We start from the raw sequence: 15,028 nt of genomic DNA, 5'->3' as shown, positions 1-15,028 counted from the left end.
GTACTTTTTGTTTGGGAACTCTTTTCATCCCTCCCCGGCGTCCTGTCGAATAAACACCAAACCACACCAAATGCATCAACTGGTACGCTGTTCACTCCTTGGAGGAACACCGATGCCGAATTCAGACCTGATCCCTTCCCTGCTCTCAAAGCTCTACGAAAATCAACTCGCCCTTGAAGCCTCCATCATGGAGCTATCGACCTGGGTGGAGCAGCGCGGTTCCGCTGAAGTCGCAGAGAACGTGCGCGGTGCCCTGCAAACCATCGACGAGAACGAAGAGTTCATCAAGCTGACCTTGGCGGTACTAATGGCACCCGAGTAAGCACTACTTGCAAGCCACTGACCAGAGCTGGTCCAGCTTGGTGGTGTAGCTCTGGCTCATCATCTCCCGGCGCATCCCCCAGTCGGGGTTCGTCGGCACACTGGCCGACCGCAGCGTTCCCCTTCCCCACCTGTCGTTGATCTGGTCCAGCACGGTCATCACTCGGGTGGCCTCGGCCGGCTGAGACACCGCGAATAGATCGTCCGTGTATTCGCCTGGCTGGCACAGGTTGAGCAACATCACCTCGGCCTTGCTGTATTTGAAGCCTGGGCGGTAGATGTGGTCGAGCGCATCGACGGCAGCCTTGGTCAGCAGGCGCACGTCGTCGGTCGGGTACGGCATATCCACCACTACCCCATTGGCATACTTGGCTTCTTCAGGGTTAAACATGCCTGTGCGGATGCAGACACGGACCTTTTTGCACAGCGAGTTTTGGGCTCGCAGCTTTTCAGAGGCACGCATCATGTAGGTGGCCACCGCCTCCTTGATCGGCGGCAGCTCGGTAAGGCGCTTTCCGAACATCCGGCTACAGCAGATTTCCTGCTTGGGTGGGTCGGGCTCGTCCAGTTCCAGGCATGAGGTGCCGGCCAGTTCGCGGGCGGTCTTCTCGATTACCACGCTGAATTTTTTGCGGAGCGTCCAGGGGTCGGCCTTGGCCAGATCCATCGCTGTCTTGATGCCCATCGTGTCCAAGTGAAGTTTCATCTTCCGGCCGACACCCCACACCTCCGAAACGTCGGTGTTGCGCAATACCCAGTCACGCTTCACCGGGTCGGTGATATTCACTACACCGCCGGTCTGGGCCTGCAAGCGCTTCGCTGTATGGTTGGCCAGCTTGGCCAGGGTCTTCGTGCGGGCGATTCCGACGCCCACCGGTATTCCGGTGCACTGAAAGACCCGAGCCCGAATTTGACGACCGAGGACATCCAGAGCATCGATACCGGTCAGATCGGCGAAGGCCTCGTCAATGCTGTAGATCTCGACGGCGGGCACCATGCTCTCGATCAGCGTCATGACCCGCTCACTCATGTCCCCGTACAGGGCGTAATTTGAGGAAAACGGGACAATGCCGTGCTGCTTGAGCTTGTGCTTGATCTGGAAATACGGTTCGCCCATCTTGATGAAAGGCTTTGCGTCGTAGCTTCGGGCGATAACACAGCCGTCGTTGTTGCTGAGGACTACGATCGGCGTCTTGGCCAGATCGGGCCGGAATACGCGCTCACAGCTTGCATAAAAGCTGTTGCAGTCGATCAGCGCAAAGACAGGTGCCGACTCAGACATGGCTACGTACGGTGCTGGTGATCACGCCCCAAATCGACAGTTCGTCGCCCTCCAAAATGTACCGCGCCGGGTATTTTGGGTTCTCCGACAGAAGGATCACCTCTTTCCCGCGCTTACACAGGCGTTTGCAGATGGGGTCATTGTTCAGCAGCGCCACGACTACGTGCCCGTGGGCGGGCTCAATAGATCGGTCCACGACCGCCAGGTCACCCTCAAAAATACCCGCGCCCTGCATGCTTTCGCCAGTAATGGCGATCAGATAGACGTGCGGAGCCCTGATATTTAAGACCTCATCCAGTGAGATGTGCTGCTCGATGTGATCGGCCGCCGGCGATGGAAAGCCGGCGGGTACCCGAAAAGAGCAAAAGGGCAGCTTCGTACCACCCTCGGCGATAGGACCTAAAATTGAGAAGCTCATGACGCAGCCTTTTACAGATACTGTACGAATGTACAGTTAATATCGCAGATGGCTTGCGGTCAATTTGGTGTAAGAGATATCTGACAAGCGGGCGCGTCAGCCCAACTCATCTGCGTACGCAGCTACGGCCTCTTCGGTCAGTTCCCGCCACTCGCCGCTATCGATTGCGCCACGCTCTTTCATGTCGTCAGCCAGCGCCAGGCGCCTCTCATAACGCTCCTCCGGTGTTGCCGAGATAAAGTCCGGATCGTTTCGCAGGGAAAACCACGCCTCCATTGCGTTGATCTGATCGATGTTTATTGCCATGACGAATACCCGAGGCCAGTGTCTACAGTGTAGAGATTGGCCTGGGCCCGGCTGTTCATTGGGGCCGACGAGCGGAGACGACTATGTGCGGAAGACTTTCCCAGTACAGCGGCATTCACGACTTCGTTGCAGCGCTGAGCATGCCAAATGCACTGGCGAACTCCGTGGGTGAGTTGCCCCTGGAGCGGTACAACGTCGCCCCGACAACCCAAGTCGCCCTGCTCCACCTGCAGGGCGATTTGCTGCATGCCGACCTGGTGCGATGGGGATGGCGGCCGCACTGGGCCAAGGACCGCGCAGCGCCGATTAATGCCCGCGTTGAGAAGGTGGCCCACGGCCCATTCTTCCGCGCAATCTGGCCGCACCGGGCAATCACGCCCATCGACAACTGGTTTGAGTGGGTGGACGAAGGCGGACCGAAGAAGCAGCCCTACCTGATCCGCCGGCGGGATGGTGCACCCGTGCTGTGCGCCGCCATTGGCCAACTGCCCGATAGCGATGAAGGCCCGGGCGAGCATGACGGCTTCGTGATCATCACCGCCGACAGCGCCGGCGGAATGGTGGACATCCACGACCGGCGGCCCGTGGTGCTGACGCCGGACCTGGCTAGGGAATGGCTTGACCCGGCCACGCCCAAAGAGCGCGCCGAGCAGATGGTGCTGCACCAGGGCGAGCCGGCCGAGGCCTTCGAATGGTTCAAGGTCGATACGGCCGTGGGCAACGTCCGGAACAAGGGGCCCAACCTGATACAGCCCGCACCCTAGAAGAGCCCGCCGAGGTCAGAGGGTTTCCAGTTCATGATCACAAGCTCGCCGCTGACCTCGGCTTTTCCCTGGCGCTGATTGGTGGTGCTATAGCGGATGTCCAGCGTTTCAAAGTGGAACCCTTCAAACACCCGCCGAATATCAGGGTGGTCGTTGATACTCACCATGACCTTGCCTATGCAGCGGCGCATGAAGTCGGCCATCCGCTCATAGTTTTCGAACGGAAAGTCTACCCCGTAGCCTGCGGTCTGCCAGTACGGTGGGTCCATGTAGTGGAAAGTGTGGGGCCGGTCGTAGCGCTCGGCACATTCAAGCCATCCCAAGTTTTCGACATACGTTCCGGAAAGGCGCTGCCAGGCTGCGGAAAGGTTCTCTTCAATCCGCAACAGATTGATTGCCGGCCCCGTAGTGGCAGTGCCGAAGGTCTGACCGCTGACCTTCCCAGCGAAGGCATGGTGCTGCAGGTAGAAAAACCGGGCTGCCCGCTGGATATCGGTGAGGGTTTCCGGTCGAGTCATCTTCTGCCACTCAAATACCTGCCTGGAACTGAGCGCCCATTTGAACTGCCGGACGAATTCTTCCAGATGGTTCTGCACCACCCGATACAACGTCACCAGGTCGCCATTGATATCGTTTAGGACTTCAACAGGTGCAGCCTGGGGCCGCATGAAGTAGAGGGCAGCGCCTCCAGCGAACACTTCAACGTAGCATTCATGTGGCGGGAAGAGAGGAATCAGACGGTCAGCCAGGCGGCGCTTGCCGCCCATCCAGGGAACGATTGGGTTTGTCATTTTTGCAATCCTTTGCAAAGTGTATGTTCGTGAGGGTGGTGCTAATTTTTGCGACCTGGACTGTAGGTCAGGGCGCAATGGTCCTGACATAGGCCTGGCACGCCCGCAGCGCGATCAATCCTTGGTCGCCTGCGTCGGTGATGGCGATAATTCGTTGAGCATGCGCTGGGTCAAGTTGGGCTCGACGGTCTGCATGAACCACGCCGGCGGCGCCGGGGGTGGTAGGCACGTTGCAGCCACTGGCTGAATCCGTGGCGGCGAGAAGGACTGACAGCCGCAGTTCAGTAGTAGCAAGCTGGTCACGCACGCGAGTCTGATTCCGCTGGGCATCGGATAATTCCTTGGTGTGCTGTTGGTCCTGAGTGGCGAGCTGATGCTCGGTTGCCAAGCGCTTGTTTTGCTCGGCCTGCTGCTGACGCCAGGCCTCGCCGGTGATTGCGTCGAGGTTCTTCTGGTGCGCGTCACCTTGCTCGGTGAGCTGCTCGGCGAGTTGCTTGCCCAGTCGCCAATCCTGAACCTTCCAGGTGCCGGCCGCGCTAACGGCCATGGACAGCAGGATCGCCGCCAGGATCTGCACCGGCGTCATGCCAGCACCTTCAGCGCCCTGTCGTACAGCGCCAGGCGGTCGTCCTGGCCGATGAGCCCGCCATTTATGCGCAGGGTGATTTTGGCGAAATCTTTCTGGTCGGCCAGGGTGTTCAGTCCGCGTGTGGACCAGAACCAGGCAGCCGACATTGCGGCGTTCTGGGGAAGCTCGAGCAGTTCAGGCTGGTTGATCAGGTCGAGGCCCAAGGCTTCCGCACATTCCTTGTAATTGGCCCGGCCGGTGATCTGGATCAGGCCACGGCCACGGAACTTGGAGCCATCTCCCTTCATGGTGTTGCCAAGATCAGCGCGGCCCTCATAGCCGAGTTGCTGGGCGGTTGGCCCCCAGATCTCGCGCACGTAACGCAGCTGGCCAGACTCATGCCCGACTTGGGCAATGAATGCGGCTACCCGCAGCGTGCCGACGATGGCGTAGCGGTTCATGGCGGTGTTCAGCGCAGAAACAAAAACGCCGGCTTGGCGGCCGGCGTTCGGGAGGATCTGCAGCAACTGCTGCTCGGCGATCGGCATACTTTTCTCCAGGCGGAAAAAACCGCTCAAGGCGGCATCGTTTGAACCGCGAAGTAATTAGGCTTCGGCGTCCTCTACTGGCGGCTCAGGCTCTTCTACAGATTCGGGAAGCTCAATGGGTGGCATCGGTACAACGGGCGCATCGGGCACCAGAATGTGCAGCGTGATCATGTGCTTTAGGTCATACGGTTTGTCGTCCTTGGTGACCGCCACCGTCAGCACACCTTCCTCGAACTGAATGTCCACGTCTGCCCGGCTGTCGATCTGGTTAACCGTGTAGCCCCATCCATCATCGATCGGTGGGAACGGCACCATGCCCAAGCATCCAGTGATCTGGTACACCCCCGCCGATTTTCGCGAAGACGCGATAACGCCTGCGCCAGCGGTCACAAAGTCATAGGTCGCGCCAGTAGCGCCGAGTATGTTGATTGCTGCTCTTGCCATGGTCAGATCGCCTTCAAGGTGCCATCAGCGGCACGCGTGGTGTTGCCAGTGTTGTAGGTCATCCGCCAGGCCTGCCACGTCCCAGCGATTTTGGCCCTGGTGTGCAGCGAGCCATCAGCTTCAGACCTGAACTCTTGAATGACGTAATTGGCGCTGATCGGTAACGAAAATAGCCAGCCGTTACGGTGCCCGGTCGGCGTGCTGTAGCCGGAGTTGATGTAGCAGTATCCGAACGTTGTAAGTACATCCACGCCGTACTCAACGAAGACTGGCATAATGCCGAATCCATAGTCTCCAACCTTGAGTACTCTGCCTGCTGTTACGTCAGTGGTACCCACCGTCAAGGCTGCGTTAGAAGCCGTCCCAAGCAGGGCCTGTCGTGCATAAAGCTCTGTCATCATCGCGTTTATCTTGACACCAGTACTACGGGTTGTATCACCACCAACACCGGTTGGAGCGGTACCGAGATTGATATCTTGTCTTGCCATGATTCTCTCCGAGCTTAACTTTTTTTAGATTTAAATGAGCGAACTGGCCCACCCACTTTTGAAAAATGCCGCATAAAACTTATGATAGAGGCTTGGCAAACAATATAGGCAGAAAAAGCGCGTCAGTTCTGAAATCGCCAAGATTATGAAGAGTAGCTAAAATTCTATTATTTGTATAATCACAACTGCAAGATAGCTTCGACCAAGAACTTTGGCCTGGAAGGTCCATTGCAATATTGTTGATCAGCATATAATCGCCAGAAGTCAAGCTAGCAGGTGTCGTATATACATATATCCACGTACCGGGTGACGGATTGGTAAGAGACAATAAAGACCATGTTGTGGCAACTAATGTGAATTGAGCGCATGGCGTTCCGTTGTCAAACAAAAGTTTTGAGGCTCCATCCCATAGCCTTAACCCATAGCTTGCTGTTTCTTTTGATTCATAGGCGGCCAAGAAGTATGTCCCCGGCGCGTTTGCTGGGTTTGAATTAGAAAACCCTGTCCAGTTCCCCGGAGTCCCAATAAGCCTCACATACTGAAATGACGAGTTGTTGTCAGGCCTTACAAAAATAAGAGGCGGCTCTTGAGAAGTGATCGGGGCTGGGAAAAATGCACCTGCATTGTATCTAGCAGAGTACAAAATCACTAGCCTCGAAAACTCTGAATCCAAGGTAACAACGTCTGAAACGTTGGTGAATTTTAAACCGTAGGCCATTACCTATACCTCATCACCAAAAGCCTTTGTGTTCCAACCCCGAAAGATGTTGCTGTAGGCATATTTCGATTCGTAAACCAAACCACAACTCCACCTTGCACAACCTGAGCATCGAACTGCGAGTTCCTGGGGTCCTGACCACTAGGGTCGCCAGTGAAAGAAATATTAGGAACGCACACTGCTATATAGTTGGATGGATTTACCTCGGGTATCGATATTGTGACATTCCTTGTCACGTTGGGCCGCTCAACGTTTCTTGTTACAAGAGCTGAATAAACAACCCTTACAGTGAAAGAGTTCTCATCAAGCTGCAAGGATCCGTTAGCCCCCCATATTCTAATGCCATTAGTCATTCGGTTAGATCTCCGATTTGAACCCGCTTAACTCCGTTTACATCCCAGAATCGCAGCGATCGGTTTGTCATAACGGAACGCCCCTGACCGGCGACGATGCCGTTAATTTCAAACGTACCATCGAAGTTCAGCCTCCAACCAATAAGGCCAGGGTCGTAGTTGTTGGACTGGATAAAGCTACCGATCTTGGCGTTTGTAATCGACGCATCTTGGATGAACGCAGATTTTATGAAGGTCTGCCCCCCCAGCACCGCGAACGGCACAGTTCCGGCCTGTCCAATGGCGAACCGGTCAGCGTCAATGATGAACTGCGACTGCAGTCCACCCGGGCCGTTCTCCAGGCCGAGCCCGATACCGGCGTACTTGTAGAGGCCGGTACCGGTGTCGTACTGCATGCGCACCGACCAGCTACCTGTGACCTTTCCGTCGACCGTTTGAATTGCAGTGGCGTTGGTCTGGATGGCGAGTGTGTTTCCGCCGACCGTAGACTGGACAGTATCGATGCGTTGACCCAGAGCCTGGTCAGCAGTTGTCCTGGCGGTGATCTCGCTTTGCACGGCGGAAGCGTTGCTTTGGCTCTGAGCCTGAACGGTATCAATCCTCTGGCCAAGCGCCTGGTCAGCATTGGTCCGCGCAGTGATTTCGCTTTGAACTGCTGAAGCATTGGTTGCAGTCGCGGCGGTGACTGTATCGATCCGAGATCCAAGCGCGCTGTCAGCCGTGACTCTGGCGGTTTGCTCGGACAGCACAGCGGCGGCGTTGGCTGCCGTTTTTACCTCGACAGCCTCTGTGCGCTGCCCCTGAACTAGGTCACCCTCAATGAGAGCTGACTGCGTAGACCAGACACCAACATAGGACGACTCGGAACCCATCAGGGCGCTGTCATCGCCCTGAAGCGGCGGGTTCACTTGTAGGTAGATGCCATCTACCCGTTGCGCTGTCGTTGTTACCTTGCCGTCAAGCGTTGTGACCGAGGTCTTGAGCGAGCTGAGACCGCTTGCAGTCGCACTTACACCGGTGACGGGATCGTTTACGGTCGTCCTCACAGCGCTTAACTGCTGGGCCTGGGCCGTGATGTCGTTCCCGTGCTGGGTGATCGTTGCGCTGTTCTGCTGCACCTGCGTAGAAAGCGCATTCACCGTTTGCGCGATCGTGCCAATGTCCGTCCAGTAGGTAGCATTGGGCGGCGAGCTGCCAGCGGGTACAGCAATTTTTGCTTGGTACAGATGCTGATCAAGACGCACTATCTCGTTGACCTTGTAAGCCTTCGCAGGATCATAGAGCAGCGCATCTGTAATATCGGTGATCAGCGCTTCAAGCTCCTGCTTCACCTCTTCAATGCGGACATTCACCGATCCTGGTCCGATGCCGTCAATGAGGTTTATGCGGTCTTTCAGCGTCTTGCCCAGTTCGGTCTCAGCGATTTGCCCCTTGATCTGCTCAAGAATTGGTCCCGCATCCGAGCTGGATTGGCCCATAACGCCGTTAACCACTGGAAAGAACGGCCCGATGTTGCCGGAACGGTCCACCAGGCGCGCCCAGAAGAACAGTGTCGCGCCCGCCAGCAACTGCTGCATGCGGTATTCAGTTTGCGGATAGGCCAGGTCTGCCAGCTTCGAAGAGGCCGGCAGACTGTTCGCCGGACCATACCAAAGCTCAGTGCGCTGTGTGTCCTCTGCACCAGCGGGAAATCCCCACTTGATGCTGATACCGAACAACTCGCTTTTGGTGGTCAGGAACGACACCGCCGGCGGCAAGCCTACCTTCCCTTCCAGGTTGGTCAGGTTGGAGCTTTTCCAGGTCGAAGAAATCTCAAAGGCGCTCACCGAACGAATACGGGCCAGATAGGCGCCCGAGTAAATTCCGGTGACGTCCACGCTCGTCGAGCCGGTGCGCTGCACCTTGATCCAGTTGCCGCTATCCTTGCGCCACTCCACGTCATACGCGACCGCGCCTGCGACAGCGGGCCACGAAATGTTCATGGTACTGATGGCGATACCCTGATTCACGGCGTAGCTCGACGTCAGCGTGACACTGGCCGGCGCCGGAACTACGGTGATAGGGATAACACTGATCGGCCTTTCTTCCAGGCGCGCGCCGGTGTCGATGTGCGCAAACTTGCTCGGGTCGTACTGCACGGCCGAGATCTCGAACACGCCAGGCTCTGGCCGGGCCACGCTCACCACACGGTAAAGAGGGATGGCCAAGTCGTCGGCATCCAGCGCCCACACCAGTTCAGGTTCGGGCGTCACCGAATAAGCCACGGTCACCGTGACTTTCCGACCGCTCACCAGTTGCACGGTCCGCCCCTCACACTTGCCGTTTGGCAGGTTGAGGATGAGCCGGTCGCCAGGCTTGGCCTGGGTGTCTCGGTCCAGAGTGATGACCTTGCCGTTTACGGCCGAGATACGACCGCCTACTGGCCGACCTGCCAGCAGCTCGTCAGCGATAGGGATCACGTAACCAGGCAGCGGGATTCGACCGTCGAGGCCTACCTTGAAGGTGACGGCCCGGTCCTTAGAGTTTGTGAGCAGCGCCCACTTACCCCGGCGCTGGGCCTCGGATTCGCGCGTGCAGCCAACCGCACTGATCTCCAGCGGGTTGTCGCCGTAGCGCCGCTGCAGCTTCTGGTCGGTCACAGCAGTGACGTCTGTGTCGTAGTTGTTCAGCGGGTTGTCGTAGCTAATCAACGCCCTGGTGTAGCGAGTGCGCTCCGACGCGCTGGAGTAAATGAACGGCTGTCGCCCCTCGGTGATGACATTCGCGCCGGTATAGGCGAAGTCAAAGTCAGTGGCACGCGGCATGTCCGCCAAGGTGAAGACTTGGCCCTGAGCCCAGTAGGTCATGCCCCGGTAAATGGCGGAGATGTCACGCAGCAGAGACCAGGCATCGGCCTTACTTTGCAAGTTCAGATTGCAGATGAAGCGCGGCTCCATACCGCCCTTCCCGTCCGGCACCAACTGATCGCAGTACTGCGAGATCCGGTAAAGCTCCCACTTGTCGACCATCCAAGGCTTTATGCGGCGGCCAAGGCCAAAGCGGTCGTTGGTGGTAATGCCGAGCGTCGCCCAGGTCGGATTGTTGGTGTAGGCCTCCTTGAAGGTACCATCCCACACGCCGCTGTATGTGCGCGATGCGGGATCATAGTTGCTCGGTACTGACCATTTTCGAGCCTTGCAGCCCACTGTTACCGCCGGAATACTGCGAAATTGTTCAGCAGAAAACTCGATGTAGAGTATTGCGGTGTTCGGGTAACGGATCTTCGCGTCGATCACCTCGGTGAAGCCGGCGATCTGCATGATGTCGGAGAATTTGGCCGGGCTGTTTTTGTTGACAGTCAGTCGCGTGATTCGCATCAGCCAGCCCGTGTTCGCTTTGGGCAGATCAATACGGCGAGTGCGCTCGTATAGGCTGGTTGTTTTGCCGTCGACAGCCTCGCTCAATACCTGCTGGTAGGCACCACCGTCAGTGGCCAACTCAATTTTATACTCAATGCGGTACCCGTTGATGTTGTTGCTGGCATCGACGGACTGAAGCGCAGGCCAGCCGAAACGGACGCGCACGGCGGAAAGCTGTGTATTGCTGATTGCCCGCACCCACGGAGTACCACTGCGCAATTCGGTGCCGATGGTGGTCTCGTTTTCAATCGACGGAATGCCCTGGATATAGGTCTGATCGACCGCGCCAGTACGCCATTCCCACTTCACGTTCGGGAAGTTCATGTTGCCTTGGGGATCTTGCAGCGGGGTGTTGTCGAGATAGATGTCCTTGGCGGTCGGCGTACCTTCGAACTCACCCTCCCCTATAGCGATCAACATTTTGGCGATGGCAACGGAGCGCAGGCTGTCCGGGGCCTCAGTTGGCCTTTTTGGTTTCTCTTCGCCGCCCTTGGCGCCGTGGATGTCAATCTTGCGTGCTGCGCCCATACATTTCTCCAGGCAATAAAAAACCGCCTCATGGGGCGGCTGCGGTGCTCAGGTATTGGCTACATCTGGTCTTCGGCGTAGATGGCGGCACTGATTATTGCCCCACCCCAGCGGCGCTCGCCGATGCATAGCGGTACCGGATTACCGGATGCTGTGGTGTTCTTGGCGCTTCCGAAGGCGTAGCCGGGTGTGTTTTCTGGCGCGGCGCTTGTCTTGAGGCCCCCGGCCTGCGGGCTGAGCATCTGAATCACGCCACCGGCTACAAGGCCGATACCGGCGCCAATAAGCGGCGTGCCGAAGGGTGTCGCGGAAAAGATGACACCGACAACGATCAGGATCGCGCCGACGATGGTCTGAAGGACGCCGCCGCGCTTGCTGCCCACTACCACGGGGGCAATACGAATGTCGCCAACACCGTTGTAGCTCAACTCCTTCTCGCCAATGTTGCGCTTGTCGCGAAACACAGCGAACTCCAACCCTCGCGACTTGGCATTTGATAGGAAGCGCTCAAAACCGGGGATCTGGATACACAGCGCTTTAATGGCCTCTGCCGGTGACTTCACCGCGAGCCTGAAAGACTTCCCGAACTGCCGTAACTGCCCGTGCAGACGAATCGTTGTCATGGGCTGGTAGTTGATCGCTGATGCCTGCATCATTTTCTCCGGGCAATAAAAAACCGCCCGGAGGCGGCTTTATGATTTTCGTTTTTCAGTTGTAGTCGACATAAGGGCCGATGTAGAAGCCGCCTATATCACCGCTGATCCTGTACAGGCTTTCCTTTCCAGGCTGCACGGTCGCCGCAATCGTACGGATCGCCGCTCCAGCACATAGGCCAGACCCTGCCAGGCCAGCGCCGAGATTTGGTGATCCCGGCGGAAGGTAAAAGGTAGCGCGCTGACCAGTACCAATTTTCGCAGCCTTGCGCCCATCTACATAGACGACGATATCGCAGCCCGAACCGACGGCGCCGGAGTCGCGCACAACCGTAATTTTCCCACTTTCGCCAGATGGCTTGGACTGGAAGGCATAAACCTCATCTGCCGGCACCGGCTTTGCGTCGCGCACTGAAATTGCCGTGGAGGCGCACCCCGCCAGCATCACCACCGCTATCGCCGCTATCAAAATCCGCATGTCGTTCCCTCTTTGGTTTGGCGGGACTGTAGCACTGAGGGAGCAAGATGCAAAAAGCCGATATCTGGACCAGTCCGGGTAGAGCCCCCTTCCGCTGACCTCAAACACTAAGGCTGCTGCAATTGCCCAGAGCTCGAATCCAAGCGCGCCATCAACTCCTCCATTCGGCCCTGCACTACGCCGCGGTTGCGAGAGAGCATTTCCAAACTTGGATCAATGCTTCGCAGATAGAGCCGACACTTCTTTTCGCTAAAATTGTCGACATTTCTATGGATGTCTTCCGCCAATGCTGCCGCGTCGCGGAGACACATCTCAAGATGCTCTCGCTGTCCGAGAAGAAACTCCAACATCACGCCGACCTCTGGTAAGGCCGCCGAAAAGCGCGCTTCAACTTGTTTAATAACTGATTCATTTTCTCGACTCAGCTTGTGCCACTCTGAACGTGCCTGCTCAGACTTGATTACAAGACTCTGGCGCAATGAGAAAACCTCATTGGATTTTGTTCTTCCCAGTGCACGTACGGCCACCAGCAAACTCACCAAGGCAATAAGCAATGTCACTGCATCAACTAAGGAAACCGTACCTAGCTCCATTATGCGTCCCTACCCAGTGGAAATCGTTAAAACATACCTGAAACTTACAAGGCTTTGCCCCGATCTGCGCCCATCCTAGCTGGATGGAAAGCCAGTAGCAGAGTTGACGGTAGATTCAGTAGCGTTGCGCCAGCAAAGCGGCGCCCGGCCTGCAGCGCCAAACAGACCAAGGACTGGGCGATATCAACGAAAATCAGGAGAGTCATTTGAGCGCTTACACCATACCGGATGGGGCTAAATTCGTACAAATCAGGTTCTTGCGAAAAGATGGAGAAGTCTACGACCTACCACCTGGGAGGCCAGTGGTGGTTGCAGCTTTAAGATACGATCCAGAGCACGGGAGTGGCCCCAGAACGATAACAGGCTTCAAGGTGACGTACGCCCTGGTCGACACGGGCGCCGACCACAATTATGCAACCCCTAAACTTATTGCCGAAGCCGGCTGCCCTCAGATCGGAATTGCCCGAATACGAAATGCCGGAGGATGGACTGAGTCCACTCAGCATGTAGCTCACATATTTTTTCCTGAGACAGGCAACCAATACGAGACAGACGTATTTTCGTCAAGCCTCGTTGACGAGAGCAGCAAGGGCGAAAGTCTAATTATTGGTGTCTTAGTCATTAAAACAGGACGGCTAGTTATGGACTTCCAAGCCAATATCTACCGTCTCTACGTCGAATAATTCCGCCCTTGCGGAGCTTTCACGTACGATAAGCGCTCGGTCAATTTGAGCTGGGGCAGCTTGATTTGATCGACCCAAGAGTTTGGTGATTTCTTGGGGGAGCTCTGCCCTGATTGAGCAAGCTCGATTTCCATGTTCGATTTCCATTGTTCAGGCTCCCCTTGCTGCGTCATTTTGGTTGTTTTGCGTCTTTGTGCCTGAGGATCAGGCGCGTTCTGTCATGCCACGGCCCCCCAAAAACGATGATCTCGGACGGCCTGCCGTACAGGTGGTGCAGCAGGAACGGTCCGGGGCCGAAGGTGCCCGACTCTTCGCCTGGTAGCGCCGGGTTAGTGCCCAGGTAAATCCCGGCGTGGTTCGGGTGAACCGTCCGGCCGACCTGCATAACGATCATGTCGCCACGCTGTGGGCGGTCGACACGCACGAAACCTGCAGCCTCGTAGTTCGCCTCATACAGGCTGGCGTTCTCTGCACTCTCCCACCAGCCATCGGTGCGCTGGAAGGCCTCGAACTCAATCCCCCACTCCCGCTGATACCAATCAGCGCAAACCTGCCAGCAATCCCAGGCCCCATGCACGAACGGCCGCTTGAGCAGCGGCGTGCTACCCGTTGGCGTGATCGTGCGCATGTCGCCTTCGGGCCAGGACAGAATGTGCCAAGGCAAGGCCGTGGCTTCGCACATAGCGAGGTCGTGGGGTGACGGTCTGCTGGTGGCGTCCGGGTGCGAGTGAACGATACCGATCACCTCGCCGAGGTCTTCCGCCGCCGCGTAGTCCTCAGGATCGAGCCGGAATTCTTCGCTCGGCTCCGTGGCGATGTTTCGGCACGGAACGTATTTCTGCGCTCGGCCCACGGCCAGCAGCAGGCCGCAGCACTCGCGCGGGTACTCGGCTGCCGCATGCGCCTGGATGGCCGCAATTATGTGCTTGCGCATGTTCAGCTCCGGGCAATGAGGGAGACGGCGGGGAATCCACCGAAGGAAAGTTCGTTGTTCTCGCCGAACCGCAACTTGCAGGACGACAGACAGCCCTTGCACTGGTCCAGGGCCGGGTCATCCGTTGGGTTGTCCTCGTCGTCGAACATGGCCGCGCCGGTGTAGCCGCAGTCCGGCCCTCGGTAACCATTGGTCATGGCCCAGTGGCAGAACGTCGTCATCTGGCGCCCGGGAAGTCCATGGTTGTCGATCTCACCCGGGGAAGACAGCTCCCAGACCACCGCCTCGCCGTCCTCGCTGGTTTTCTGGTCGATGTACCAGATCTCCAGCGCCTCCTGGGTCGGGTCTGCAGTCGGATTGCCCTCAGGGAAGTTCGCAGCGTCCAAGTACTGCGCCAATGTCTCCCGAACCGTGAGCTTGAACTTCAGCATGTCCTCGAACGCCAGGCACAGCGCCGTCACGCGACCTTTGACGTTGCCAGCAGCGAAAGTCGGCCGGGTTGCCGTGCCGTCGCTGCTGGAGCCAATGCCTTCAATCTGTACCGGCCAGGCCGCGTACTCGGCGCCCTGCCACCAAATTGACTTGGCTGGCAGATCCTCTTCCGAATGCTCGTAGGCGAGCAGCTCTTCGGACGTGTGCGGAATTGCGTGCCCATGGAAGCGCAGGTAATCCGCGCCGTACTCGGTGCCGTCAATTTCGAACAGACGGATCTCGCCGCCGGGCTCCAGTTTCTGGATGTCCGTGATCAGTGCCATGGGCG

General features: G+C 57.3%; 17 protein-coding genes. 2 read left to right on the top strand and 15 right to left on the bottom strand.

Annotation, left to right across the window (positions count from 1 at the left end; translation table 11 throughout):
- Positions 1-112 precede the first annotated feature (112 nt).
- On the top strand, positions 113-322 hold the full coding sequence (locus QF043_RS12690; protein WP_307418737.1) for a hypothetical protein: 210 nt from the start codon (positions 113-115) through the stop codon (positions 320-322).
- A gap of 3 nt (positions 323-325) precedes the next feature.
- Here QF043_RS12690 and umuC read toward each other — a convergent pair whose 3' ends face one another.
- The 3 genes from umuC to QF043_RS12675 form a co-directional block, all read right to left on the bottom strand.
- Entirely contained in the window at positions 326-1,603 is a 1,278-nt protein-coding gene (umuC, locus tag QF043_RS12685) for a translesion error-prone DNA polymerase V subunit UmuC (RefSeq protein ID WP_307418736.1), read from the bottom strand.
- Complete coding sequence (locus tag QF043_RS12680) at positions 1,596-2,021, bottom strand: LexA family transcriptional regulator (RefSeq protein WP_102368983.1); 426 nt, start codon at positions 2,019-2,021, stop codon at positions 1,596-1,598. The genes umuC and QF043_RS12680 overlap by 8 nt, the downstream gene beginning before the upstream one ends.
- A gap of 96 nt (positions 2,022-2,117) precedes the next feature.
- Entirely contained in the window at positions 2,118-2,327 is a 210-nt protein-coding gene (locus QF043_RS12675; RefSeq protein WP_236371984.1) for a hypothetical protein, read from the bottom strand.
- A gap of 83 nt (positions 2,328-2,410) precedes the next feature.
- Here QF043_RS12675 and QF043_RS12670 point away from each other — a divergent pair, with 83 nt between their 5' ends.
- Positions 2,411-3,091: an SOS response-associated peptidase gene (locus QF043_RS12670; protein ID WP_307418735.1), complete on the top strand. Its 681-nt coding sequence runs from the start codon at positions 2,411-2,413 to the stop codon at positions 3,089-3,091.
- Here the strand turns inward: QF043_RS12670 and QF043_RS12665 are convergent.
- From QF043_RS12665 to QF043_RS12610, 12 genes are all read right to left on the bottom strand, one after another.
- Positions 3,088-3,882 (bottom strand): DNA adenine methylase, encoded by a 795-nt coding sequence (locus tag QF043_RS12665; RefSeq protein WP_307418734.1) that lies wholly within the window; start codon positions 3,880-3,882, stop codon positions 3,088-3,090. The genes QF043_RS12670 and QF043_RS12665 overlap by 4 nt on opposite strands.
- Before the next feature lie 67 nt (positions 3,883-3,949).
- Positions 3,950-4,468 carry a lysis system i-spanin subunit Rz gene (locus tag QF043_RS12660; RefSeq protein ID WP_307418733.1) on the bottom strand — a complete coding sequence of 173 codons (519 nt, stop codon included), beginning with the start codon at positions 4,466-4,468 and terminating at the stop codon, positions 3,950-3,952.
- Positions 4,465-4,998, bottom strand: coding sequence for a glycoside hydrolase family 19 protein (locus QF043_RS12655; RefSeq protein ID WP_307421376.1), 534 nt, complete (start codon positions 4,996-4,998; stop codon positions 4,465-4,467). The genes QF043_RS12660 and QF043_RS12655 overlap by 4 nt, the downstream gene beginning before the upstream one ends.
- Before the next feature lie 57 nt (positions 4,999-5,055).
- On the bottom strand, positions 5,056-5,442 hold the full coding sequence (locus tag QF043_RS12650) for a phage tail protein (RefSeq protein ID WP_307418732.1): 387 nt from the start codon (positions 5,440-5,442) through the stop codon (positions 5,056-5,058).
- Between the two features lie 2 nt (positions 5,443-5,444).
- A complete protein-coding gene (locus QF043_RS12645; protein WP_305453955.1) occupies positions 5,445-5,930 on the bottom strand; it encodes a pyocin knob domain-containing protein in 486 nt (161 codons plus the stop codon).
- Between the two features lie 79 nt (positions 5,931-6,009).
- Entirely contained in the window at positions 6,010-6,648 is a 639-nt protein-coding gene (locus QF043_RS12640; RefSeq protein WP_307418731.1) for a hypothetical protein, read from the bottom strand.
- A gap of 349 nt (positions 6,649-6,997) precedes the next feature.
- Positions 6,998-10,927, bottom strand: a complete 3,930-nt coding sequence (locus QF043_RS12635) for a DUF1983 domain-containing protein (RefSeq protein ID WP_307418730.1) — start codon at positions 10,925-10,927, stop codon at positions 6,998-7,000.
- A 59-nt stretch (positions 10,928-10,986) separates the two neighbouring features.
- Positions 10,987-11,580, bottom strand: coding sequence for a tail assembly protein (locus QF043_RS12630; RefSeq protein WP_307418729.1), 594 nt, complete (start codon positions 11,578-11,580; stop codon positions 10,987-10,989).
- Between the two features lie 55 nt (positions 11,581-11,635).
- Positions 11,636-12,058, bottom strand: a complete 423-nt coding sequence (locus QF043_RS12625; RefSeq protein ID WP_307418728.1) for a hypothetical protein — start codon at positions 12,056-12,058, stop codon at positions 11,636-11,638.
- A gap of 107 nt (positions 12,059-12,165) precedes the next feature.
- The gene (locus QF043_RS12620; protein WP_307418727.1) at positions 12,166-12,651 is read right to left on the bottom strand and encodes a hypothetical protein; all 486 of its coding nucleotides are present in this window, start codon (positions 12,649-12,651) and stop codon (positions 12,166-12,168) included.
- A gap of 852 nt (positions 12,652-13,503) precedes the next feature.
- Positions 13,504-14,268: a C40 family peptidase gene (locus tag QF043_RS12615; protein ID WP_307418725.1), complete on the bottom strand. Its 765-nt coding sequence runs from the start codon at positions 14,266-14,268 to the stop codon at positions 13,504-13,506.
- Positions 14,269-14,270: 2 nt separating this feature from the next.
- On the bottom strand, positions 14,271-15,023 hold the full coding sequence (locus QF043_RS12610; RefSeq protein ID WP_307418724.1) for a phage minor tail protein L: 753 nt from the start codon (positions 15,021-15,023) through the stop codon (positions 14,271-14,273).
- Between the last annotated feature and the right edge of the window lie 5 nt (positions 15,024-15,028).

Source organism: Pseudomonas sp. W3I7, from assembly GCF_030816095.1.
Lineage (GTDB): Bacteria > Pseudomonadota > Gammaproteobacteria > Pseudomonadales > Pseudomonadaceae > Aquipseudomonas > Aquipseudomonas salomonii.
The sequence above is the reverse complement of the archived record's forward strand: the minus strand, read 5'-3'. Positions and strand labels throughout refer to the sequence as shown.